Annotated in this window: 21 protein-coding genes and 1 pseudogene; 10 read left to right on the forward strand and 12 right to left on the reverse strand. The window is 71.0% G+C overall.

Annotation, left to right across the window (positions count from 1 at the left end):
* Window positions 1–122 precede the first annotated feature (122 nt).
* Window positions 123–686 carry a MarR family winged helix-turn-helix transcriptional regulator gene (locus ACZ5PB_RS22550; protein ID WP_468693498.1) on the forward strand — a complete coding sequence of 188 codons (564 nt, stop codon included), beginning with the start codon at window positions 123–125 and terminating at the stop codon, window positions 684–686.
* A gap of 4 nt (window positions 687–690) precedes the next feature.
* Window positions 691–1512, forward strand: coding sequence for a maleylpyruvate isomerase family mycothiol-dependent enzyme (locus tag ACZ5PB_RS22555; protein WP_468693499.1), 822 nt, complete (start codon window positions 691–693; stop codon window positions 1510–1512).
* 49 nt (window positions 1513–1561) lie between these two features.
* Here ACZ5PB_RS22555 and ACZ5PB_RS22560 read toward each other — a convergent pair whose 3' ends face one another.
* Window positions 1562–2902, reverse strand: coding sequence for a serine hydrolase domain-containing protein (locus ACZ5PB_RS22560; RefSeq protein WP_468693500.1), 1341 nt, complete (start codon window positions 2900–2902; stop codon window positions 1562–1564).
* A 210-nt stretch (window positions 2903–3112) separates the two neighbouring features.
* Window positions 3113–4174 (reverse strand): NAD(P)-dependent alcohol dehydrogenase, encoded by a 1062-nt coding sequence (locus ACZ5PB_RS22565; protein ID WP_468693501.1) that lies wholly within the window; start codon window positions 4172–4174, stop codon window positions 3113–3115.
* A gap of 118 nt (window positions 4175–4292) precedes the next feature.
* Here ACZ5PB_RS22565 and ACZ5PB_RS22570 point away from each other — a divergent pair, with 118 nt between their 5' ends.
* Window positions 4293–5213 carry a helix-turn-helix domain-containing protein gene (locus ACZ5PB_RS22570; RefSeq protein ID WP_468693502.1) on the forward strand — a complete coding sequence of 307 codons (921 nt, stop codon included), beginning with the start codon at window positions 4293–4295 and terminating at the stop codon, window positions 5211–5213.
* A 48-nt stretch (window positions 5214–5261) separates the two neighbouring features.
* Here the strand turns inward: ACZ5PB_RS22570 and ACZ5PB_RS22575 are convergent, their stop codons facing one another.
* From ACZ5PB_RS22575 to ACZ5PB_RS22590, 4 genes are all read right to left on the reverse strand, one after another.
* On the reverse strand, window positions 5262–6200 hold the full coding sequence (locus ACZ5PB_RS22575) for a serine protein kinase RIO (RefSeq protein WP_468693503.1): 939 nt from the start codon (window positions 6198–6200) through the stop codon (window positions 5262–5264).
* Between the two features lie 294 nt (window positions 6201–6494).
* Window positions 6495–7418: an SGNH/GDSL hydrolase family protein gene (locus tag ACZ5PB_RS22580; protein ID WP_468693504.1), complete on the reverse strand. Its 924-nt coding sequence runs from the start codon at window positions 7416–7418 to the stop codon at window positions 6495–6497.
* Between the two features lie 162 nt (window positions 7419–7580).
* Window positions 7581–8240, reverse strand: a complete 660-nt coding sequence (locus ACZ5PB_RS22585) for a class F sortase (RefSeq protein WP_468693505.1) — start codon at window positions 8238–8240, stop codon at window positions 7581–7583.
* A gap of 118 nt (window positions 8241–8358) precedes the next feature.
* Window positions 8359–8820 carry a hypothetical protein gene (locus ACZ5PB_RS22590; RefSeq protein WP_468693506.1) on the reverse strand — a complete coding sequence of 154 codons (462 nt, stop codon included), beginning with the start codon at window positions 8818–8820 and terminating at the stop codon, window positions 8359–8361.
* A gap of 360 nt (window positions 8821–9180) precedes the next feature.
* Here ACZ5PB_RS22590 and ACZ5PB_RS22595 point away from each other — a divergent pair, with 360 nt between their 5' ends.
* Both ACZ5PB_RS22595 and ACZ5PB_RS22600 read left to right on the forward strand, forming a co-directional pair.
* Window positions 9181–10176 (forward strand): hypothetical protein, encoded by a 996-nt coding sequence (locus ACZ5PB_RS22595; RefSeq protein ID WP_468693507.1) that lies wholly within the window; start codon window positions 9181–9183, stop codon window positions 10174–10176.
* Window positions 10169–10855, forward strand: a complete 687-nt coding sequence (locus tag ACZ5PB_RS22600) for a class F sortase (protein ID WP_468693508.1) — start codon at window positions 10169–10171, stop codon at window positions 10853–10855. The genes ACZ5PB_RS22595 and ACZ5PB_RS22600 overlap by 8 nt, the downstream gene beginning before the upstream one ends.
* 29 nt (window positions 10856–10884) lie before the next feature.
* Here ACZ5PB_RS22600 and ACZ5PB_RS22605 read toward each other — a convergent pair whose 3' ends face one another.
* Window positions 10885–11430 (reverse strand): cupin domain-containing protein, encoded by a 546-nt coding sequence (locus ACZ5PB_RS22605; RefSeq protein ID WP_468693509.1) that lies wholly within the window; start codon window positions 11428–11430, stop codon window positions 10885–10887.
* Window positions 11431–11511: 81 nt separating this feature from the next.
* Here ACZ5PB_RS22605 and ACZ5PB_RS22610 point away from each other — a divergent pair, with 81 nt between their 5' ends.
* The 3 genes and pseudogenes from ACZ5PB_RS22610 to ACZ5PB_RS22620 form a co-directional block, all read left to right on the forward strand.
* Window positions 11512–12363 (forward strand): LysR family transcriptional regulator, encoded by an 852-nt coding sequence (locus ACZ5PB_RS22610; protein ID WP_468693510.1) that lies wholly within the window; start codon window positions 11512–11514, stop codon window positions 12361–12363.
* 78 nt (window positions 12364–12441) lie between these two features.
* Window positions 12442–13161: a leucine-rich repeat domain-containing protein gene (locus ACZ5PB_RS22615; protein WP_468693511.1), complete on the forward strand. Its 720-nt coding sequence runs from the start codon at window positions 12442–12444 to the stop codon at window positions 13159–13161.
* Window positions 13162–13163: 2 nt separating this feature from the next.
* Window positions 13164–13454: pseudogene (locus tag ACZ5PB_RS22620) on the forward strand (glutaredoxin domain-containing protein); the annotation flags it as partial.
* 25 nt (window positions 13455–13479) lie between these two features.
* On the opposite strand, the gene ACZ5PB_RS22625 reads toward ACZ5PB_RS22620, so the two are convergent.
* Together ACZ5PB_RS22625 and ACZ5PB_RS22630 are read right to left on the reverse strand one after the other, a co-directional pair.
* Entirely contained in the window at window positions 13480–14337 is an 858-nt protein-coding gene (locus ACZ5PB_RS22625) for a GNAT family N-acetyltransferase (RefSeq protein ID WP_468693512.1), read from the reverse strand.
* Between the two features lie 77 nt (window positions 14338–14414).
* Window positions 14415–15398: a GlxA family transcriptional regulator gene (locus tag ACZ5PB_RS22630; protein ID WP_468693513.1), complete on the reverse strand. Its 984-nt coding sequence runs from the start codon at window positions 15396–15398 to the stop codon at window positions 14415–14417.
* A gap of 52 nt (window positions 15399–15450) precedes the next feature.
* Here ACZ5PB_RS22630 and ACZ5PB_RS22635 point away from each other — a divergent pair, with 52 nt between their 5' ends.
* A complete protein-coding gene (locus ACZ5PB_RS22635; RefSeq protein ID WP_468693514.1) occupies window positions 15451–15846 on the forward strand; it encodes a cupin domain-containing protein in 396 nt (131 codons plus the stop codon).
* A gap of 76 nt (window positions 15847–15922) precedes the next feature.
* On the opposite strand, the gene ACZ5PB_RS22640 is transcribed toward ACZ5PB_RS22635, so the two are convergent.
* Entirely contained in the window at window positions 15923–17074 is a 1152-nt protein-coding gene (locus ACZ5PB_RS22640) for an alpha/beta hydrolase (protein ID WP_468693515.1), read from the reverse strand.
* Between the two features lie 121 nt (window positions 17075–17195).
* Window positions 17196–19631 carry a helix-turn-helix transcriptional regulator gene (locus ACZ5PB_RS22645; RefSeq protein WP_468693516.1) on the reverse strand — a complete coding sequence of 812 codons (2436 nt, stop codon included), beginning with the start codon at window positions 19629–19631 and terminating at the stop codon, window positions 17196–17198.
* Window positions 19632–19789: 158 nt separating this feature from the next.
* On the opposite strand from ACZ5PB_RS22645, the gene ACZ5PB_RS22650 reads away from it, so the two are divergent.
* A complete protein-coding gene (locus ACZ5PB_RS22650; protein WP_468693517.1) occupies window positions 19790–20017 on the forward strand; it encodes a hypothetical protein in 228 nt (75 codons plus the stop codon).
* A gap of 43 nt (window positions 20018–20060) precedes the next feature.
* Here the strand turns inward: ACZ5PB_RS22650 and ACZ5PB_RS22655 are convergent, their stop codons facing one another.
* Window positions 20061–20789 carry a hypothetical protein gene (locus tag ACZ5PB_RS22655; RefSeq protein WP_468693518.1) on the reverse strand — a complete coding sequence of 243 codons (729 nt, stop codon included), beginning with the start codon at window positions 20787–20789 and terminating at the stop codon, window positions 20061–20063.
* Window positions 20790–20835 lie beyond the last annotated feature (46 nt).

Here is a 20835-nt window from a genome sequence, read left to right on the forward strand (position 1 = left end):
CCAGCCCTCTTCTGTGTCGTTCGTTGTCGATCCGGGTGTCTCCCTACGACCACTAGAGCACACGATTGAGTTGTGCACAACTTAATCAGGCACAACTCAGTCGCGCGCTGTACGCTGCTTCCATGACGACGAACCGGGCGAAGGAACAGGAACGGGCGGACGAGGTGGCCGTGTGGGAGGTGCGCGAGGAGGACTTCCTCCGCCTCGACCACCAGATCTGCTTCTCGCTGCACGCGGCCACGCGCGCCCTGAACGGCGTCTACCGCACCGTGCTGAAGGATCTCGACCTGACCTACCCGCAGTACCTGGTGATGCTGGTGCTCTGGGAGGACGACGAACTCCCGGTCAAGCGGATCGGCGAGCGGCTGCGGCTGGAGTCGGGCACCCTCTCCCCCCTGCTCAAGCGCCTGGAGGCGGCGGGGCACGTGGAGCGCCGCCGCAGCCCCGAGGACGAGCGCTCCGTCACCGTCAGGCTCACTCCGCAGGGAGTCGCGCTGCGCGCGCGGGCGCTTGCCGTGCCCCGCACCATCGCCTCCTCCACCGGTCTCTCCCTGAGCGAGGTCGGGGAGCTGCACGCCAAGCTGGACGCGCTGACCGCAGCCCTGGACGGCGCGGACCTCACCACGCCTGCCGCGAGCTGCGCGACGGACGAGTACAAGACCAAGACCAAAACCAAGAAGGCGTAACCGCATGGATCACCCCGCCCCCGCCGTCACCCCCGCCTCCACCCCCACAGCCGTGACGCCCGCCGCCCATCGCGCGGCCGTGGCCGCCGAGACCGCCGCCTTCGTCGCGCTCGTCCGGAGCGCGGACCTGACGACCCCAGTGCCCGGCTGTCCCGGCTGGACCCTGCTCGACCTGGTCAGGCACACCGGTAGCGTGCAGCGCTGGTTCGCCGCGCTGCTGCGCCGGGGCAGCCAGTCCCCGCCCGCGAGCCGCGATGTGGAGCTACGGCTGCCGGAGCGCGCCGAGGAGTACCCGGACTGGCTGGCCCGGAGCGCGGACGAGGCCGCCGAGGCGTTCGCCGCCATCGATCCGGACGCGCCGATGTGGGTATGGGGCGCCGACGGGCACGCCAGGTTCTGGGCGCGCCGGATGCTCTTCGAGACCCTGGTGCACCGTACGGACGCCGAACTCGCCCTCGGCGAGCGGCCCGTGATCGACCCCGCGCTCGCCACCGACGGAGTGGACGAGTTCCTGGTCAACCTCCCCTTCGCCGCGCCCTTCGCCCCCGGGACCGCGCAGCTGCGGGGCACCGGCGAGACCCTCCGCTTCCGTACCACGGACACCGGTACGGAATGGGTGGTACGCCTGCGCCCCGACGGCTTCGGCATCGATGAGCAGAGCTCCTCGGGAGCCACCACCGACGCCACGGCCGACGCGACGGTCGAGGCGCAGGCCGCCGATCTCCTGCTGCTCGTGTACGGCAGGCTGCGCCACGACGCGGACGCGTTCACGACCTCGGGGGACGAGAACCTGCTGAAAAAGTGGTTCGCCCACTCCCAGTTCTGACCCGCAGGCCGCGCCGCCTCCCCTCCCCGGCGCGGCCCTCGCGCCGCCCCTAGCGCCGCAACTGCTCGGGCGCGACCAGTCGGTGCGGTACCGGCGGTGCCTCGGCTGTCCGTCGGGCGCCGGGCGCGGCGGGGGTGCCGCTCAGCGCGCCGTCCATGTGGGCGACCAGCGCGGCGCCGATCGGGTCCGGCAGCGGTTTGCCGTTCTCGTCGAACCGCTCGTACTTCATCAGGTTGTAGCCCATCGCCGACTGGCGGCGCCCGTCCTCCGTGGACAGTGCCCAGGTACCCGCGCCGAACACGCCGCCGTCGTGGCCCCAGTACCAGCCGCCGCTGGGCATCTTGACGGTGTACAGCCCCAGGCCGTACCGCATCCGCACCTCCTCCCCCTCCGCCGGCTCGTACGCGGGAACCGTCCGCTTCATCTCGCGCAGTTGTGCCGCGCCGAGCAGCTTCCCGCTCAGGAGCTGGCGGTAGAAGTCGTTGAGGTCGTCCATCGTGGAGACCATCGCACCGGCGGTCGTGGCCCAGGACATGTTGTAGACGCTGTAGTCGCGCGCGGGCTCGATGTACCCGTAGAAGGACTCGTACATCTTGGCGTGCGGTCCCGAAATGCGGGCGGTGCGCGGGAAGTAGGTGTGCCGCAGACCGGCCTTCCGGATGACGTTCCTGGTGATGTACGACTCCGGGTCCTGGCCGGTGACCTTCTTCAGCAGCAGCCCGGCGAGGACGTAGTTGGTGTTCGAGTACGAGTGCGTGCCGCGCGGCGCCTGCGGTGCGGCCGCCAGGCCGAGGCGGGCCAGCTCCTCGGGGTCCAGCGTGCGGAACCGGCCTTCGTCCAGGGCCCGGCCCGGGTCCGTGGTCAGCAGGGGGAAGGCGGGGAGTATGTAGTCCGCGATGCCGCTGGTGTGGTTGAGCAGCATCCGCACCGTCACCTTGCGGCCCCGCTCGCCGGGCACCAACTCGGGGAGGTAGTCGCCGATCGGGGCGTCCAGGCGGATGCGGCCCGCGGCCACCTGCTGGAGCACTGCCACCGAGGTGAAGGTCTTGGTGATGCTGCCGATCCGGTGCTCGTAGTGCGGGCGCATCTGCCGTCCGGTGTCGATGTCGGCGACGCCCGCCGCTCCGCGCCACCGCTCGCGGCCGTCGCGTACCGCCGAAACGGCCCCGTACATCCCCGCCTCGTGGAACGCCTGGAGGGAGGCGTCCAGCGCCTTCGGGTCGAGGCGGGAGGTGGCGGGAGCCGCGAAGGCGGCGCCGGGTGCCGGTAACGGGGTGGCGGCACCGGCCGGCAGTGCGCCGACCGCGAGCGAGAGCAGGGCTGCCGACGCCACGGCGGCCAGCCTCGCTCTCCGACGGCCGGGGCGGGGGCTCTGCTGGACATTGCGCATGGGCGGATCTCGTTTCGTCAGGATGGGAATGCGTGTTTCCATCCTCGACGCCACCCACCGGCCGGTTCTCCGACCTCCGAACGACCTTCTACACAGGAAGAGATGACATTTGTCAGGTTTCCGGCCCGCTCTCCGCAATTGCCGGCCGGCCGACGCCGAACGGGCGGACCCGGTGTCTCCCGGATCCGCCCGCCGGCTGCCTGAGGAACGTCAGATGGTGGACGCGTCGATCACGAAGCGGTAGCGCACTTCGCTGGCCAGGACACGCTCGTACGCCTCGTTGATCCCGTCGGCGTCGATCAGCTCGATCTCGGAACCCAGGCCGTGCTCGGCGCAGAAGTCCAGCATCTCCTGGGTCTCCCGGATGCCTCCGATCATGGAGCCCGCCAGCGTCTTGCCGCCGCCGATCACCGAGAAGAGGTTGAGGGAGACCGGCTCCTCGGGTGCGCCGACGTTCACGAAGGCGCCCTCCGGGCGCAGCAGGCCGAGGTACTTGTCCAGCGGCAGCGGCGCGGAGACCGTGGAGAGGATCACGTCGAAGGAACCCGCGAGCTGCTCGAAGGTGGCCTCGTCGCTGGTCGCGTAGTAGTGGTCGGCGCCCAGCCGGAGGCCGTCGTCCTTCTTGCGCAGGGACTGCGAGAGGACGGTCACCTCGGCGCCCATGGCGTGGGCGATCTTGACGCCCATGTGGCCGAGGCCGCCCAGCCCCACGATGGCGACCTTCTTGCCGGGGCCCACGTTCCAGCGGTGCAGCGGGGAGTACGTGGTGATGCCCGCGCACAGCAGCGGCGCGGCGACGTCCAGGGCGAGGCCGTCGGGGATGCGGACGGTGAAGGCCTCGTCCACCACGATGTGCGTGGAGTAGCCGCCGTAGGTGGGCTCGCCGTTCTTGTCGAGGGCGTTGTAGGTCTGGATGTTGCCCTTGTCGCAGTACTGCTCCAGGCCCGCCTTGCAGTTGTCGCACTCGCGGCAGGAGTCGACCATGCAGCCGACGCCCACGCGGTCGCCGACGGCGAACTTGGTGACGTCGGAGCCGACCTCGGTGACTATGCCGGCGATCTCGTGGCCGGGGACCATCGGGAAGATGCCCTCGCCCCAGCCGTCGCGTGCCTGGTGGATGTCCGAGTGACAGATACCGGCGTACTTGATGTCGATCAGTACGTCGGAGGGGCCCACCGGGCGGCGCTCGACGGTGGTCCGCTCCAGGGGCGCCTTGGCGGACGGTGCGGCGTAGGCGGAAACGGTCGTGGTGCTGGTCTGTGCGGTGGTCATGGCGTCCACCGTGCCAGCCTTCGGGGCATCCACCCAGGTCACCGTCCTACCTACGTCCAGTGGTCCTACTACTGGCGGGGTCAGGCTCAGGTGCGTACGACCCTGGATACTGGCAACCATGAACGACCGGCCCACACCCTCCCCCGGCTCTCCGCCGTCCCCCGGCCCCGAGCCCCTCGACGGCCGGGCCGAGCTCAGTGAGTTCCTGCGCACCCGCAGGGCCCGGTTGCAGCCGGAGGACGTCGGGCTGCCGCACTTCGGGCGGCACCGGCGGGTGCCCGGCCTGCGCCGCGAGGAGCTCGCCCAGCTCGCCGGGGTGTCCGTGGCGTACTACACCCGTCTCGAACAGGGCAACGGCCGCAACGTCTCGGGGGAGGTGCTCGACGCGATCGCCCGTGCCCTGCGCCTCACGGACGCCGAGCACTCGCACCTGACGCACCTGGCCAAGCCCAAGCAGCACAAGAAGAAGCGCCCCGCCCGGCCGCAGCACGCGCGTCCCGCGCTGCACCACCTCATGGACGCGATGGAGGGCATTCCCGCGTATGTGGTCGGCCGCCGCTCGGACATCCTGGCCTGGAACCGGATGGCGGCGGCCCTCTTCGGCGACTGGGGCGCGCTGCCGCCCGAGGAGCGGAACTGGGCGCGCCTCTGCTTCCTGCACCCCGGCACGCGGGAGCTGTTCGTGGACTGGGAGCAGAAGGCGTCGGACATGGTGAGCTTCCTGCGGATGGACGCGGGCTGCTTCCCGAACGACCCGTTGCTCTCCGCACTGGTCGGCGAACTCTCCGTGAAGAGCGAGGAGTTCCGCACGCTGTGGGCCAGGCACGACGTGCGCGAGAAGGGCCACGGCGTCAAGCGCCTGCACCACCCGCTGGTGGGCGAGCTGACCCTGTCGTACGAGACGCTGCGGCTGCCCGACGACCACGACCAGTCACTGGTGACCTACCACGCGGAGCCGGACTCGGCCTCCGCGCAGGGGCTGCGGCTGCTCGCCAGCTGGGGCGCGGACGCGACGCGCGCCGGGTCCGCGGGGAAGTAGTCCTGGATCAGCGGCCGCCGCGCCGCTGATCCAGGACGGTCCCGTTGTTCAGAAGGCGTGCGCCATCAGTTCCGCGAACAGGGCCTCCTCGTCGGCCTCCAGGCCCCGGGAGCGGAACCAGCCGCAGATGTTGGCGCAGTCGCGCTGGAGGAAGTTCATCCCGTTGAGGTTGCCGACCAGGTCGACGATCTGGGGCAGGTCGATGATGACCAGCCGCTCGCCCGCCGCGAGGATGTTGTACGCGGAGAGGTCGCCGTGCACGAGGCCGTTCTGCACCATCGTCGCGAGGGCTTCGGTGAGTTGCTCGAAGTACGAAGCCAACAGCTCGGGGGACGGCCGGACTTGGGCGAGCCGGGGTGCGGTCGCCAGGGTGCCGTCCTCGTTGTCGACGGTGATCCACTCCATCAGGATCTCGGTGCCGTCGATCTGGACCGGGTAGGGGACGGGCATCCCGAGGTTCCAGAGCCGCACCAGCGCGGCCCACTCGGAGACGGCCCATTCGCCCGCCGCGACCTGGCGGCCGAAGGTGCTCTTGCGCTTGACGGCGCGCTCGTCGCGCGAGCGCTTCATCGAGCGGCCCTCGGTGTAGGACGCGGCGCGGTGGAAGGTGCGGTGTTCCGAGGAGCGGTACCGCTTGGCCGCCATGATCACGCTCGCGGCGGGGTCGCGCAGGTCGGCGCGCTCGACGAGGTGGACGTCGGCCTCTTTGCCGGTCTTGAGGACGCCGAGCTCGGTGTCCAGCGCGCCGTGCGAGGTGACCACCCAGTCGGGGCGCGGCTCGGGGCCCCGGGAGAGGGGTTCGACGCTGAGCCAGGTCGACCAGCGCTGGCCGTCCTCAAGGGCGCCGTAGGCGTGGAAGTCGAAGACGAACCGGTCGTCGATGTCGCTCAGATCGGCCTGCGGCCGACGGTAGCCGGAGGAATCGGCGCCGGTCTCGTCAGGAAATGCCAGGTACTGCGGGTGCTGCGAGAGGTTGTCGTGAGACATCGCTGGGGGTGCTCCATGAGGTGAGAGAAAGGCGGAGGCGGTCTGCGGACAGGCCGACGACAGTCGTGATCACGGTCGTGCCTCCTCTCGTGAAGCACCGGGCAGCTCCCGGCGTCCCGCCCATGATGAGGGCGGGCCCCGCGAGCGGCAACCGAATTAAACGGCCGGGCCGCGCGCGGTCCCTCAGGAATCCGTTCGGGCTGGTAGAGGTTGATCAGGTCGGGCCACGGCCTGCTGGTGGTGCCGCTGGGCGGAACCACCTCCCGCGCCCCGGCCCGGAGCAGCGGTCCCCCGCTACCGGTGGTGGCGGTGCTTCCTCAGCTCGCTCATCACCACTCCGGCGAACGCCGCGTGCCCCTGCGCGTTGGGGTGGAAGGGGGTGGTCGGGCTGAAGCCCTCGACCCAGCGGGTGCCGGGCGCCTGGCACACGTCGTGGCCCCGGCTCGGCTTGTACAGGTCGACGTATTCCGCGCCCTCGGCCCACGCCTGCCGGGCGATCGTCCGGTTCAGCGCCTTCGCCGTGTCACGGAGGTACGGGGTGTCGCCCGCGGCGATCGGCACGCTCGGATAGCAGCCGCTCCCCTTGTCGGGCACGATCACCGGGTAGCCGAGCACCAGCACCCGCGCGCGGGGCGCCTTGTCCCGTACGGCGTCGATGGCCGCGCGGATCTTGGGGGCGGCGGCCGCGATGCGCGCGGCGAGCTGGTCGGTGCCGCCCGCCGTGAACTTGTCCTTGCAGGGCGAACCCTTGGGGTCCGTACCGGAGCTCTGGATGCAGGTCGCGACGATGTTGCCGAAGCCGATGTCGTTGCCGCCCATCTGGAGGGTGACCAGGGTGGTGTTGCGGGTCACGGCGTCCAGCTGGGGCGGGTTGACGCCGTTGCCGGTGGTCTGCTTCTGGGTGAGGTGGTCGGTGACGGCGCCGCCGCAGGTGACGTCGGTGAAGCGCTTCGCGGGGGCCGCGACGGCAATCCAGGAAGGGTAGTTGTGGTTCGAGCGGCCGCAGCCGGGCGGTGTGGAGTTCTGGTCGGGGATGCCGATGCCCGCCGCGTAGGAGTCACCGAGGGCGGCATAGCGCGCGACCGTCGTCGTACGGCCGTGGCTGTGACCTGGGCCGTCGGCCGAGGCGTGAGCGGACGCGGCGGCTGGCGCGGGCCAGGCGAGGGCCGGTGCCACGAGCAGGGGTGCGAGGGCGAGCAGGGTTCTGGTGCGCTTCACGGTCGTCTTCCTTCCGGTACGGAGTTCCGGCACGCGCGAGCGCACGGGAGTCCAGGGGTGCGCAGGGTGACGCGGGGAAGTACGGGAAACGTGCAACTACCCTTATAACTGGGCCGACTCGCGAGTAACAAGGGGCTTGCAGCGGGCACCCGGCCCGGGATCTCAGTCGCTGCCCGTGAGGTGGGCGTAGACGACGACGTTGCCCAGGTAGCGCCCCGCCTTCTTGTCGTAGCCACCGCCGCAGGTGATCAGCCGCAGCTGCGGCGTGGCCGTCTGCCCGTAGACCTTGGAGTCCGGGAAGGCGTCGGCCGCGTAGACCTCCACGGCGTCGACGGTGAAGACCGCGGTGCTGCCGTCGGCACGCGCGATCCGGACGGTGTCCGACTTGCGGAGGGAACCCAGGGCGTAGAAGACGGCGGGACCGGTGGCCGTGTCGACGTGTCCGGCCAGGACGGCGGTCCCTGCGGAGCCGGGGGGCGTGCCTGCCTGGTACCAGCCCGCCAGGTTGCGGTCGGTGTCCGGGGGCGAGCTCAGCCGGCCTTCGTCGTCTAGATTCAGGCCCATGAGGGGGGCGTCGACGTGGATCTGCGGGATGACGACGCTCACGGGGGCCACGGGCGGCAGCGGCTGCTGAGGAGCGGCGCGCGGCGCGGTCCGCTCCTGCTGGGTGCCGAAGGCCTGTGCGGCGCCGGGCTGCGGGGGCGGTCCTGCGGGCTGCTGGTCGCCGAGGACGGTCAGGCCCCAGTAGAGGGCCACGAGGGCGAGGGTGGTGCGCGCGGCGCGGTCGACTCGGGCACGGAAACCGGGGGGCGTGTGCGGCACGGCGGATCTGCTCTCGGCTGCGGTGAGCGATGCACGGGGCTTGAGCGCAGGCGGCCGGGGTTTCCTCGGAGTGGTACAAGGGCCCCGGCCGCCGTCAAGGCAGGTGTACGGGGCCGGGTCAGGACCGCCCGTGGCCGCGTCGGCGGCTCGCCACCAGCACGCCCGCCGCCAGTACGCCGACCGCGCCCACGCCGAGCACGAGCGGTGTGCTGCCGCTGTCGCTCTCGGCGGAGCCGCCGACGCCCGTGCGCATCGCCCCGCGGGGATCCGTCTGCGTGTGGGTCGGCTTCGGCGAGGGGTTCATCGTCGAGTCGCCGCAGATCCGCTGCGCCTCGGAGGCCGTCGAGTCGGCCTTCTGCTTGAGCTGGTCGACGTTGTCCTGCTCGGCCTGGCCGGGGTGGCCGCCGGCGTCGACCTGCTTCTGGTAGTCGGCGAGAGCCGTCTTGTACGCGGATTCCGCTTCCATCGCCGTCGCGGTCGCCGGGTCGCACTGGGTGTCCGCCGCCGAGGCCAGGGGGGCGGTGAAGAGCAGAGCGGCACTGGCCATGGCTGTTCCGGTGGCTATCTTCAGCGAACGCATCAGGGCTTCCTCCAGCAACAGGCGGCGACGGCACACACCGCACCGTCGTCGAAACCGCCGTTCCCCCGACGCAAGCCGCTCCGTGCGGGGCGCGCAGGCCCGTACGCACCCAGGGCCGCCGCCCGGGCGCACCGCACCGGCAATCCGGCGCAGGTCAGCGGGGCCGGCTTGGTGCGAGGGAGTGAACCTCCCGCCCGCTGCGCCGAACGGGAAATTCCGCCCCCGCCACGGTGGGTGATCGGGCGACTACTCGCCAGGCGCCGTGCCACCGGGAAGCGCAGGATGAAACGAGCAAAACGAGCAAATCGAGTGAAACAAGCAAAACGAGCACTGGCGCAAACCGGAAGGAAGGGTGCACCCATGCCCAAGGTCTTCAGCGCGTCCGTTGTCGCGGTCGCTGCGGCGATAGCCGTGGCGGGTCCCACCGCGGCACTCGCCGACGACGCGTCTCCCCCGCCTGTCGCGCCCACTTCCCCCTCGGTCTCACCCACGGACCCGTCCCCCACGGATTCACCCACCGATCCGCCCACGCCACCGCCGTCCCCTCCTTCCCCCTCTCCTTCGACCAGTACGCCGGACCAGACCGATGCCAAGGTCACGCTGACCCTGTCCGCACCGGCCCACGACACCGGCTTCCGTCCCGGCGAGAAGGTGAAGCTCTCCGCGACGACCAACGCCCCCGCGCAGGGCGTCAAGGTGTACTCCCAGGCGTTCGGCAACGTGCCGCTGACAGGCTCCGGCACCACCTGGACCGGTACCGCCACGATCGCGGACAACGTCAAGATCGGTACGTACGAAGTGAAGACGACCGCCGACTTCGGCGACACCGGCGCGCAGAGCACGACCACCATCACCACATGGAACGACAGCAAGCCGAGCCCCTCACCCGGGCAGCTCGCCTTCACCATGTCGACGGACGGCGGCAAACCGGGCGACCGGGTCGGCCTGGACATCAAGGGCACCGGTGAGCTCGACGGCGGCGTGTACGTGAAGTCCGACGCCTTCGGCGGCAAGGTCGCCCTCTCCCCGGTGAGCGGCGTCAACGGCGCCTGGCACGGCACGGCGGTGGTCTCGGCGCACACCAAGCCCGGCTACTACGCGGTGACCGGATACGCGGGGAAGCAGCAGGCGGGCACGCTCAAGTTCGGTGTGGCGGCGGGAGACGCCGGTACGCACCCCAGCGTGAAGCCGCTCGACCCCGGGCAGCACAAGATCCCCAAGGGCTCGGTCCAGACGGGTGCGGCCCCTGCCGCCTCCTCCTCGCCGGACGGCCTGGACATCGCCCTGCTCACGGGTGCCGGAACGCTCGGCACGCTCGGCGTCGTGGGCGCGATGCGGCGGCGCAGCCGTGGCTGAGACGAAGCGGTCCGCCGCGGTGATCACCGCGGCGGCCGCACTCCTCGCCGTCGGCCTGACCGCGAGCTGCTCCTCGGGCGACAGCACCGGCCCGGCCGGCACCTCGCCGTCCAGCTCCGCTTCCTCGGCCTCCGCGTCCGCCTCCACCTCCGCCTCCGCCCCGGACGGCACCGCCGTGCAGCCGGCCAAGGTGCTGTCCCCCTCGGTCCCGGACCGCATCACCATCCCGGCGATCAAGCTCGACGCGCCCTTGGACACGGTGGGCCTGGCCAAGGACGGCACGATGCAGACACCTCCGTACGACAAACCGACGCACGCCAGTTGGTACCGGGAGGGGCCCACCCCGGGCGAGCAGGGTGCGGCGGCGATCGTCGGACACCTGGACACCCCGAACACCCGCGAGGCCGTGTTCTTCGACCTCAAGGACCTCAAGAAGGACGAGCAGATCAAGGTGCACCGGGCGGACGGCACGACGGCGGTCTTCGCCGTCGACTCGGTCGACACCTTCAAGAAGGACGAGTTCCCGACGCAGAAGGTCTACGGGAAGAACGACAGGGCCGAGCTCCGACTGATCACCTGCGGCGGCGAGTTGACCCCGGACCGGCACTGGGACTCCAACGTCATCGTCTTCGCGCACCTGACCGGCCGGACACCACCGGCCACAGGCGCTGCGAACTGAACGAGAGGAACGCTGGTAGGCGATGTTCATCATGCGTGGCCCTGTTCCTGGTTCCCCGTGTCGTGGGGATGGGTGGCGGGCTCGGTCGCGTATCGGTTCATCACGTCGATGTTGACCGACGGGGTCAGCGGGCGGCCGTCGGCGAGCGCGTTCTGGAGGTCGCGGAAGTACTGCACGTACAGGTCGGGGGTGAACGTGCTGAGCATGACGGCGGGTTGGTCGGTGAGGTTGGCGAAGGTGTGCGGGGCGCCTGGCGGAACCAGCACGAACGTACCCGCGCTGACGTCGTGGTCCTGGTCCCCGACGGTGAACCGCACGGTGCCGGAGAGGATGTAGAAGCCCTCGTCGTGCCCGCCGTGGCGGTGCTGCGGCGGTCCCTGGGTGTGCGGGGCGAGGACGGACTCGGCGATCGCGAGGCGGTGCCCGGTGCGGCTGCCGTCCTCAAGGACGCGCATGCGGGTGGGGCCGAGGAGGATCGTCTCGCCGTCCTCGGGGCCCACCACGGACACGACGGCCCGGCCGGTCTGCGGTTCACTGCTCTTCGGCGGCTCACTGCTCTTCACTGTTTCGGTCATGCTCACCAGTCCACGGCCACCACCCCGCCGCCGTCCAAGACCCATCTCGCCACGCCGATACCTCCTGGGTATCGTTGCAGCGTGGAGCTGCGGACCCTGACCTATTTCGTGGCCGTCGCCGAGGAACTGCACTTCGGCCGGGCCGCCGCCCGACTGCACATGAGCCAGCCGCCGTTGAGCCGCGCGATCAAGCAGTTGGAGGCGGATGTGGGGGCGCCGCTGTTCGTCCGCTCGCCCGCCGGTGTCACGCTCACCCCGGTCGGCGAGGTGTTGCTGGACGAGTCGCGGGGCCTGCTCGACCATGCCGACCGGGTACGCGTACGGGTGAGCACGGCGGCCGGGGTCGCCACCCTTACCGTCGGCATCCTGGGCGACGGCACCGACCCCGGAGCGGCCAGGCTGGCGGCCGCCTTCCGCCGTCGCCACCCCGGCATCGAGATCCGCGTACGCGACACCGACCTGACCGACCCGACCTGCGGGATGCGCGCCGGACTGGTCGACGTGGCCCTGACCCGTGCGCCCTTCGACGAGACCGCTCTGACGGTACGTCAACTACGTGCCGACCCCGTCGGCGTGGTCCTGCGCGCCGACGACCCGCTGGCCCATCGCGACCGGCTGCGACTGGCCGACCTGGCCGACCGCCGCTGGTTCCAGTTCCCGCAGGGCACCGACCGGGCCTGGCAGTCGTACTGGAACGGCGGCACCCCGCGCGAGGGCCCGGAAGTGCGCGCCGTCCAGGAATGCCTCCAAGCTGTGCTGTGGAACGGAACGGTGGGCCTGGCCCCGCTCGGGCACGACCTGCCCACGGAACTGGCCACGGTGCCGCTGACCGACATGGCACCGAGCCGAGTGGTGGCGGTGTGGAACGAGGGTGACACCAACCCGTTGATCCGGTCCTTCGTCGACACCGCGACGGCCGCGTACCGACGCTGAGCCCCAGCCCCAGCCCCCTCACCATCGCCATCACCCTCAACCGACCGAGCACCACCGACAAGAAGGGCGGGAACGGCCGTGCGGAACGAGCTGAACCTGTGGCGCCACGGGCTCGGAGAGGTACCCGGGTCCGTATGGAGCCGGACCGACCTCCAGGTCCTGATCCTCGCCGACAACGGCCTCACGGAACTCCCGCCGGACATAGGTGAGTTGACGAGGCTGACCACCCTTGACCTGGGCCACAACAAGCTCGCGTCGATCCCTGCCGAACTGGGCGATCTCGACGAGCTGAGCGACTTCCTCTACCTGCACGACAATCAGCTCACTCAACTCCCCGCCGAACTGGGGAACTTGACCCGCCTCCGTTACCTCAACGTCGGCGAGAACCTCCTCACCTCGCTGCCCGAGTCCCTCGGCCGCATGACCGGACTCATCGAGCTCAGAGCACAGCACAACCAACTGTCCACGCTGCCCGACTCGATCGGCCGACTGGGCAGCCTGCGCGAACTCTGGCTCAGGGGCAACGCGCTCACGGCTCTGCCGTCCTCAATCTCCGAACTGCGCCAGCTACGCCACCTGGAACTGCGGGAGAATCTGCTCAAGGAGCTGCCGGAACAGTTGGCCGACCTCCCGCGACTACGTCAGATCGACCTGCGCAGCAACCGGCTCGGCCCGCTGCCGCAGTGGCTCACCGAGCTGAAGGCGCTGGAGAAGCTGGATCTGCGGTGGAACGGGATCGACCCTTCTCACCCGGTGCTCACCGCGTTGGAGAACCAGGGATGCGTGGTCCTGACATGAAACCTCTGATCTTCCCCCGGTCCATCGGTGCGGCGGAGGCACAGCGACGCAGTGCGGCCGACGGACGGCCGGTGGTCTACTGGCGGCCCGGCTGCCCGTTCTGCATCCGTCTGCGGGTCCGACTGGGGCGCCGCGCACGGCAGTTGCACTGGGTCAACATCTGGGACGACCCGGCGGGAGCCGCAGCCGTACGGGAGGTCAACGACGGGAACGAAACCGTGCCGACCGTCTTCGTGGCGGGCGTGCCACACACCAACCCCGATCCCGGTTGGGTGCGCGAACAGCTCTCCTGACGGACGGGATGTCCGCCGGGCGGGGTCAGAGCGCGCGGCGGAAGGTGACGCGGTCCAGGGTGGGGCCGTCGTAGTGCGCGATGGGGTCGGAGCGGGTGAAGCCGAGGGCGGTGTGGAAGGCGATGGAGCGGTCGTTCTGCGGGGAGGTGATGGCTTTCACGGACGTACGGCCGTGGGCGCGGGCCATGTCGAAGAACCGCTCGTAGAGGAATCCGGCGAGGCCGGTGCGGCGGCAGTCGGGGGCGACTCCGGTGAAGTGGATGTACGCCTCCGCCGGGTTGGCCGGGGACAGGAAGCCGATGACGAAGCCCGCCAGTTCGCCGTGGCGCTCGGCCACCAGGCTGGTGTCGTGGAAGTGGTCCACGAACAACCGGGTCAGGTCGCGCGAGGCGGGCCGCCCCCACCACTCGTCGACCACCGAGACGATCGTGTCGAAGTCCTGCGGCACCGCCGCGCGCGTCGAGAAGGGCTCCGGTGTGCGCTCGAAGCCCATGGCCCGGTGGAAGGCGACGGCCCCGGTGTCCCGGGGCGGGACGGCGGCGCGCACCTCGCTGCGGCCGGCCGCGGCAGCACGCTCGGCGAAGGCGGTGCAGAGCCGCCGGGCCACTCCCCGCCTGCGTCGCTCGGGGTTCACGGCGACGAGGTGGACGTATGCCTCGTGCGAGTCATGCGCCCCGTGCGCGTCATGCGCGTCGTCGGCGGAGTGGGCCCCGACTAGGAACGCCCGGATCCCCGTCTCGTCCTCCAGCACCAGACTGGTCCGCCCGAACTGCCGCAGGAGCAGCGGATGCAGCGCGTGCGGCGACAGCGAGAGCCCCCACTGCTGTACGCACTCCACGAGTGCCGGGTAGTCGGCCGTACGAGCCGGGCGAATGCCGTCCATGTCCTGCCCCTCGGTTCGGTCGGCAGCCGGACCCGGCTGCGGTCGTCCCATGGATAACACGTACGGATGGTCTGCCGTCAGTTCGCCTCCGGCCCGAAGCGACGCCGGTACGCCGACGGAGCGATGCCCGTCTCGCGGCGCATCAGCGTGCGCAGATTGGCAGCGGTGCCGAGTCCGCTGCGCCGGGCGACCATCTCGAAGCGGGACTCTCCGCGCTCGATCAACCGGCAGGCCAGCGCGAGCCGTTCACCGGTGAGCCAGGCCAGCGGTGTCGTGCCGAGTTGGGCTCGGAAGCGGCGGTGCAGCGTTGCCGGACTGACCGCCGCGCGCGCCGCGAGGTCGGCCACCGCGAGGGGTGAGTCCAGCCGTTCCTGGGCCCACGCCAGCACCGGCGCCAGGGACTCGTCCGGCAGATCGGGCATCGGACGTTCCACGAACTGCCGCTGCCCGCCGTCCCGGTGAGCCGCGAACACCAGCCTCCTGCTCACTGAGTTGGCGACCTCGGCGCCGTGGTCGCGGCGGACCACGTGCAGCCCGAGGTCGAGTGCGGCCGAGCTCCCCGCTGCTGTGAGGATGTCGCCGTCGTCGACGAACAGCACGTCCGTTTCGAGCCGTACGGAGGGGAAGCGGGCGCGGAAGGAATCCGCCCACTGCCAGTGCGCGGTGGCTCGGCGGCCGTCGAGCACTCCGGCCTCGGCCAGCGTGAAGGCGCCGCTGCAGAAGCCGATCAGGCGCGCACCGCGTGCGTGCGCCCGGCGGACGGCGTCGAGCACGGCGGGGCGGCGGGGCACGTCGGTGTCCGGGCGGTTGGGCACGATCAGGGTGTCCGCCGCGTCGGCCGCCGCCAGGTCGGCGACTCCGGTGAGCGTGAAGAATCCGTCCCGCATGAGGGTGCGCGGCTCGGGGGAGCAGAGCCGGAAGTCGTAGAGGTCGCGGCCGATCTCCGGCCTGCGCAGCCCGAAGACCTCGGTGGCGCAGCCGAGCTCGAAGGGGTTCGAGTTCTCGTCCACGATCACGACGACCTTGTGTACGTTCGCCGCCTGCGAGGATTCTTTCGACATGTGCTATTCCTAGCACTCACGGCGGCCGTGCGAAACGCCGCACGATGGGTCCATGAGCAACGAACCCATCCCCCTCAGCAAGGCCCTGGCCTCCTTCGACGCCCTGTGGAGCCCCCGCATCGTCACCCGCGTCAACGACTACGACGTCCGTATCGCCAAGGTCCGGGGCGAACACCTCTGGCACGTCCACGACGACACCGACGAGTTCTTCCTGGTGCTCGACGGCGAGCTGCACATCTCGCTGCGCGAGCCCGGAGGGGAGCGCACGGTCCTGCTCCCCCAGGGGGCGGTCTTCACCGTCCCCCGGGGTACGGAGCACAAGCCGTACGCTCCGTCCGGCGCCTCGATCCTCCTGTTCGAGCCTGCCGGGACGCCGACCGTGGGCGATCGTCACGACGAGATCCCGGACCACGTGGACGCGACCACCGGGCACGAGCTCAGCCTCTGAGCCACCACCGGGGTCGACGGTGACGAGGTAGCCGTCGAGCGCCTTCGCGGCACGGCTCGGGGGAGCTGGGGCGGGGTCAGCCCGCTGCGGCGAAGGCGGCTTCGAGGCGGGGGACGTAGTCGGCGAAGGCCGGGGCCCAGCACCCGTAGTTGTGGCCGCCGTCGCAGGTCGGGGAGAGCGAGGCACCGTTGCCGTAGTTGACGAGGCGGCTGGGGATGCCGAGTTGGTCCAGGCGGTTCTTGACGTTCTGGGAGGCCTTCGCGGTGTTGGCGTCGATGACGTCGTTGTTGCCGGTGTAGAGGGTGATGCCGGTGTGGGAGAGCTTGGCGAGGTTGACCGGTGCGGCCGGGTCGACCGCCTTCCACACGCGGTCGGCGTCGAAGACCGGGTACGGGGAGCCGAAGATCGCGTCGCTGTCCACGTAGGGGCCGTGGCCGGCGCAGTTCCCGGAACCGGAACCGGACGAGCTGCTCGCCGCGCACCACGCCCCCGCCAGGTTGAGCTCGGTGGCCAGGACGGCCGCACGGACCTCCCACATGCCGAAGTCGATGCCTCCCGACAGGGCGGCCACCTGGCCGAACAGGTCGGGCCGCACCTGGGCGTAGTGCAGGGAGCCGTAGCCGCCCATGGACAGTCCGACGACGGCCCGGTGGGCCCGGTCGGTGCGGGTGCGGAGGTTGGCGTCGATGAACGGGACGACCTGGGTGAGGTGGAAGGTCTGCCAATTGGCCTTCCCCTCGGCGGTGTTCTGCATCAGCCAGTCCGCGTACCAGCCCTTGAGCCCGCCGTCCGGCACCACGGTGATCATCGCGTTCGAGTGCAGTGCGGGGGCCGCGGCGACGTCGTTGACGTTGCCCGCGCCGCCGTGCAGGAAGTACGTGACCGGCCAGCGGCGGCCGGGATCGGCGTCGTACCCGGCGGGGAGGAGGATGCGGATCTTGTGCTTCCCGGACAGCTGGGGCGTGGTGACCGTGAGGGTGAAGTCGGTGGGACTGTGCACTTCCGTCTCACCGGGGACCAGGGTCAGTCCGTAGCCGTCGGTGAATACGGGGAGGGCCGCGGCAGCCGGAGAGGCGGCTGCGGTGGCCGGTGCGGAACCAGGAGCAGGGGCGGGTGTGGCGGCGTGCGCGGCGCCGAGGCCGGTCAGTGCGGTGAGCGCGAGTGCCGCGCCGAGCGAGGAGAGCCGCAGGGGCGTCAGTCGCGGGGAGGTCTGGCGCAGGGGTGTCATCACGAGCCCTTCGTCGGGGGAGGCTCGCGGTACGGTGGGCCGCCGCGAGCCGGACGTCCCGATCCTCACTCCCGTACCGCCCTGACGACAGGCCAAGCCACCGGCCATTGGTGACCGGCCGTCAGATTTCCTGGTGGCCGCGTGCCTCGGTCCGCGACGGCGGGAAGACGGCCGGTGCGAAGTTCCGTTGGCTGCCGCGGTACGTGCGTCCGAGGTGGTGCTGCAGCCTTACGTGCCGGAACTGGTAGACGGCACCGGTCTGCCGGAGCACCCCTCGCTGATACGCGTCGTCCAGGAACGCGGCGGGGTCCCACGGGAGGCGCCCCGCCAGCGGCAGCCAGATCCGTACGAGCAGGATCCACTGCCCCCAGGCGGTGAAGGTGAGCACATAGCCGGCCGCGCCGCCCAGGCCGCCGACCGTACCGATGAACAGGCCGTCCTGGACTCCCCAGTTGAGCGGTCCCATCGTCCCTCGGAGCAGCCGCACGACCAGGTGCCCGCCGAAGGCGATGGCCAGGGCGAACGCCGGTGCCAGGATGAGGAACTGGCGGGCGGCCGTCGTACGGTTCGAGGCCAGCAGGCTGATCGGGGTGGCCGCCGCGGTGACGTCCATGGGCGCTTCGAGTGCGGCCATCAGCCCGAAGACGAGACCTGCGGCCGAGCCGAAGACCAGCCCGAGGACCACCATGTTGATCAGGGTGCCCTGGAGGACGTACGTATCGATGACGGACGTGCCCGCGTACAGGTTGCGGCCGAGGGTGAGGGCGGCGGCGCAGCCGATGCCCATGAGGGTGCCGCCGGTCAGCCCTTGTCCGAAGCGGACGGCGAAGGTGCGCAGCGGCCGCCGCCCGAGGCTGTCGTGCGCGCGGCGCAACGTCAGCCGGACCCGGGCCGGTTCGTAGGCCGCGCCACCCCTGGTCCTGTCCGCCATGGCGTAGACGGCGCCGAAGGCGAGGCCCGCCGCCGGGCCCATGAAGGCGCCCTGGAGCAGGAGTTCACCGAAGGTGAGCACCCTGAGAGACAGGCCGACCAGCAGGTCGGCGAGGGCGATGCTCAGGGCGGTGGCGAGTACGACGGCCAGCGTCCGCGTCGAGCGCGGCAGGGTGTCGCCGACCTGCCACCAGGCGAGGTCCTGGCGGTCCCGGTCGAGCCGGACCAGGTGGTGGGCGAGGTGTCCGAGCCAGCGTTCGGCCCGTTCGGGGTCGGCGTGCGGCGCCTTCGGCCGACGGCCGGCCGCGTCCAGTTCCGGGGCGCGGCGGCGGTAGACGGCGGGCACGAATCCCGCCAGGAGGTGTTCCTCCAGACTCTTCACCGTGGGGAACCTGACGGTGTCCAGGAGTTCGGCGGGGTCCTTGCCGGGGGTCTCGCTGTACAGGGTGCGGGCGAGGATGACCATGAGCGGGGTGGTCAGCACCGTGGCGAGGTGCTCGGCGGCGGGGTCCTCCCGTAAACGCAGCCGTGCGAGGACCGCGTCCCACGTCGAGCCGGGTGTGGCGATGCGGGAGGTACGGGGCAGGTAGTCGGCGAGGTCGTCCGGGGTGAGGTCGGTGAGCTCGATGCCGCCCGCCCAGACGAGCGGTGCGTGGGCCGCCGCGACGGCTTCGGCGTACTCGTCGCGGCGGCTGGTGAGGACCACGGGGGTGGACGTGGAGTTGAGCGCGTCCAGGGCCTCGCGCCGCAGCCCCTCGGCCATCTCGTCGAACCCGTCCAGGACCGGCAGGACGAGGTCCGCGTCGACCAGCGCGGCGGCCAGGGTCGCCCCGCGCGAGCTGCGCCGGGCCAGGTGGGGGTGGTCACGCAGGAGCCGTCCGATCAGCCAGTCGCGCAGGGCGGTGGTCGTCGGATCCCAGGATCCGACGCTGAAGATGACCGGCACGCGGCCGTACGCAACCGACGCTTCCAGGAGGTCGAGGGTGAGCCTGATGGTGAGGATGGACTTGCCCGAGCCCGCGCGGCCGAGGACCACCAGGCGTCCGGAAGGGATCCTGAGGTAGACCTCGGCCAGGTTGCGCAGGTCCCCCTCCAGATCGACCTCGCGCGGCGCCTCACCGGGCCCGAGTCGCTGAATGTTCTCGGCCCGATCGGTCAGCCCACCGGGCACCGGCCGCCACCGCACGGGCAACGGAAACGGATCGTGAACCCCCCGCTGCACCTCCTCCCCCCGCCACCGCCGCCGCACCTCACCCGCCAACTCCCGCACAACCTCCCCAAGCGCTTCGGGCACGGGGGGCCCGGCGGGTGCAGGCGGCCCGGCGGGTGCAGGTGGCGCGGCGGGTGCAGGTGGCGCGGGCGGGGTTCGAGTGGCGCGGTGGGTAGTGGCGCCGGCGGTTCCGGGCTGGCCGGTCATGGTGGTTGCCAGGCGTATTCGGTCCTCCGGTCCGAGGTCGAGCGCGTCCGCTAGGAGGTGGATCGTGCCGGTCCGGTGGTTGGTCGAGCTGCCGCTCTCCAAGCGGCGGATGGTGCGCACGCTGACCCCGGACCGTTCGGCGACCTGCTCCTGCGTCAGGTTCGCCCCGTCGCGCAGCTCGCGCAGCAACGTGCCGAGGTCCACTGTCATCGAGCCTCTCCCTACCGACCGGTTCGAACGGCGGTGAGCCTACCCGCGCGGCCACCGGTCACGAATGGCCGGTCGTCTGGCCTGTACGTACGGCACGGCCGGGGCGACCGTCGAGTCCGGGTGCTGCCGGGCCCACCGACAGGAGGCAGGGAACCGACGTGGCCAACCGCTACTGGTGCGGGGAGTGCGGCTTCAAGACGCCCTGGCTCGAACGGCCGGTGGCCCTTCGCCGCCAGATCGAGCACTACGCGGCGAAGCACCCCGGCACTCCCCCGGGCGGCCAGATCGAGTCCCGACGCGGCGGCCGGACCCTGAGCCACGGCTGCCTGCTGCTGGCGGCCGTGGCCCTCGTACTCGTCGGCGTTCTGGCCGTCTGGCCACGCTGACCGGCTCCACGGCCTGCGCCACACCGCGCCGCCCCCCGTAGTGTCAGGACAGGCGGGCCGCGAGGGTCTTGGTGATCTCGGAGAGGACCTTGTCCGTCCAGATCTTCCGGCGCTTCTCCACGACGGCCAGGTTCTCGCCCGGCTTCGCCCCGGACTCCGGCATCTCGACCACGCCCGCAGCGGTGGTGTCACCGTCCACCTCGAACACGTACGAGCCCTGAAGGCACGTCACCTTGTCGCGGATCCCCGAGTTGAGGTTGTAGCAGTCCTGAGCGCCCCAGCCCCCGGCCAGATCCGCGAAGCCCTTCTTCTTGCCGTCCTTGGCCTTGTCCTCGCGGTACTCCTTCCCCACCAGATCGGGGTCCGCGATCTTGGTCACGACGACGGTGAAGTGGCTGTTGGTGAACTCCTCCTCACCTCGGTCGGGGAGGTGGAACTCGTACTTGCAGCCACCCCGGGGCACGTCGCCGGTGGTGCCGGGCGCGCTCTCGGTCAGCGGGTTGAAGTTGAGGATCGTGAGCTTGACCGGATCGTGCTCGACCTTCTTCGCCTGGGGCAGTACGGCCCGGAGCTCCGCTTCGGTCACCAGCTTGCACGCGTCGGGCCACTTCGAGAGGACGATCGCCGTCCCCTTGGGCGTCGCCAGCCCCAGCTTGTCCCCGGCGGGCCGGGCCGACCCGTACTCGACGGGCGTCACCGGCTCTTTCGCACACCCCGTCAGCAGTGCTGCCGTACTCACCACAACGGCCAAGGCGCCCGTTCGGAACTTCATGACTCTCCAGTCACCGCTCTTCCCCCGTCACACGGTGCACGCGGAA

This window comes from Streptomyces sp. NPDC032721 (assembly GCF_055579625.1).

What these genes read in the sequence shown, in the direction of transcription:
- ACZ5PB_RS22550 (WP_468693498.1), top strand. Translation starts at nt 123, where the DNA reads ATGACGACGAACCGGGCGAAGGAACAGGAACGGGCGGACGAGGTGGCC.
- ACZ5PB_RS22555 (WP_468693499.1), top strand. Translation starts at nt 691, where the DNA reads ATGGATCACCCCGCCCCCGCCGTCACCCCCGCCTCCACCCCCACAGCC.
- ACZ5PB_RS22560 (WP_468693500.1), bottom strand. Translation starts at nt 2,902, where the DNA reads ATGCGCAATGTCCAGCAGAGCCCCCGCCCCGGCCGTCGGAGAGCGAGG.
- ACZ5PB_RS22565 (WP_468693501.1), bottom strand. Translation starts at nt 4,174, where the DNA reads ATGACCACCGCACAGACCAGCACCACGACCGTTTCCGCCTACGCCGCA.
- ACZ5PB_RS22570 (WP_468693502.1), top strand. Translation starts at nt 4,293, where the DNA reads ATGAACGACCGGCCCACACCCTCCCCCGGCTCTCCGCCGTCCCCCGGC.
- ACZ5PB_RS22575 (WP_468693503.1), bottom strand. Translation starts at nt 6,200, where the DNA reads ATGTCTCACGACAACCTCTCGCAGCACCCGCAGTACCTGGCATTTCCT.
- ACZ5PB_RS22590 (WP_468693506.1), bottom strand. Translation starts at nt 8,820, where the DNA reads ATGCGTTCGCTGAAGATAGCCACCGGAACAGCCATGGCCAGTGCCGCT.
- ACZ5PB_RS22595 (WP_468693507.1), top strand. Translation starts at nt 9,181, where the DNA reads ATGCCCAAGGTCTTCAGCGCGTCCGTTGTCGCGGTCGCTGCGGCGATA.
- ACZ5PB_RS22605 (WP_468693509.1), bottom strand. Translation starts at nt 11,430, where the DNA reads ATGACCGAAACAGTGAAGAGCAGTGAGCCGCCGAAGAGCAGTGAACCG.
- ACZ5PB_RS22625 (WP_468693512.1), bottom strand. Translation starts at nt 14,337, where the DNA reads ATGGACGGCATTCGCCCGGCTCGTACGGCCGACTACCCGGCACTCGTG.
- ACZ5PB_RS22630 (WP_468693513.1), bottom strand. Translation starts at nt 15,398, where the DNA reads ATGTCGAAAGAATCCTCGCAGGCGGCGAACGTACACAAGGTCGTCGTG.
- ACZ5PB_RS22635 (WP_468693514.1), top strand. Translation starts at nt 15,451, where the DNA reads ATGAGCAACGAACCCATCCCCCTCAGCAAGGCCCTGGCCTCCTTCGAC.
- ACZ5PB_RS22640 (WP_468693515.1), bottom strand. Translation starts at nt 17,074, where the DNA reads ATGACACCCCTGCGCCAGACCTCCCCGCGACTGACGCCCCTGCGGCTC.
- ACZ5PB_RS22645 (WP_468693516.1), bottom strand. Translation starts at nt 19,631, where the DNA reads ATGACAGTGGACCTCGGCACGTTGCTGCGCGAGCTGCGCGACGGGGCG.
- ACZ5PB_RS22655 (WP_468693518.1), bottom strand. Translation starts at nt 20,789, where the DNA reads ATGAAGTTCCGAACGGGCGCCTTGGCCGTTGTGGTGAGTACGGCAGCA.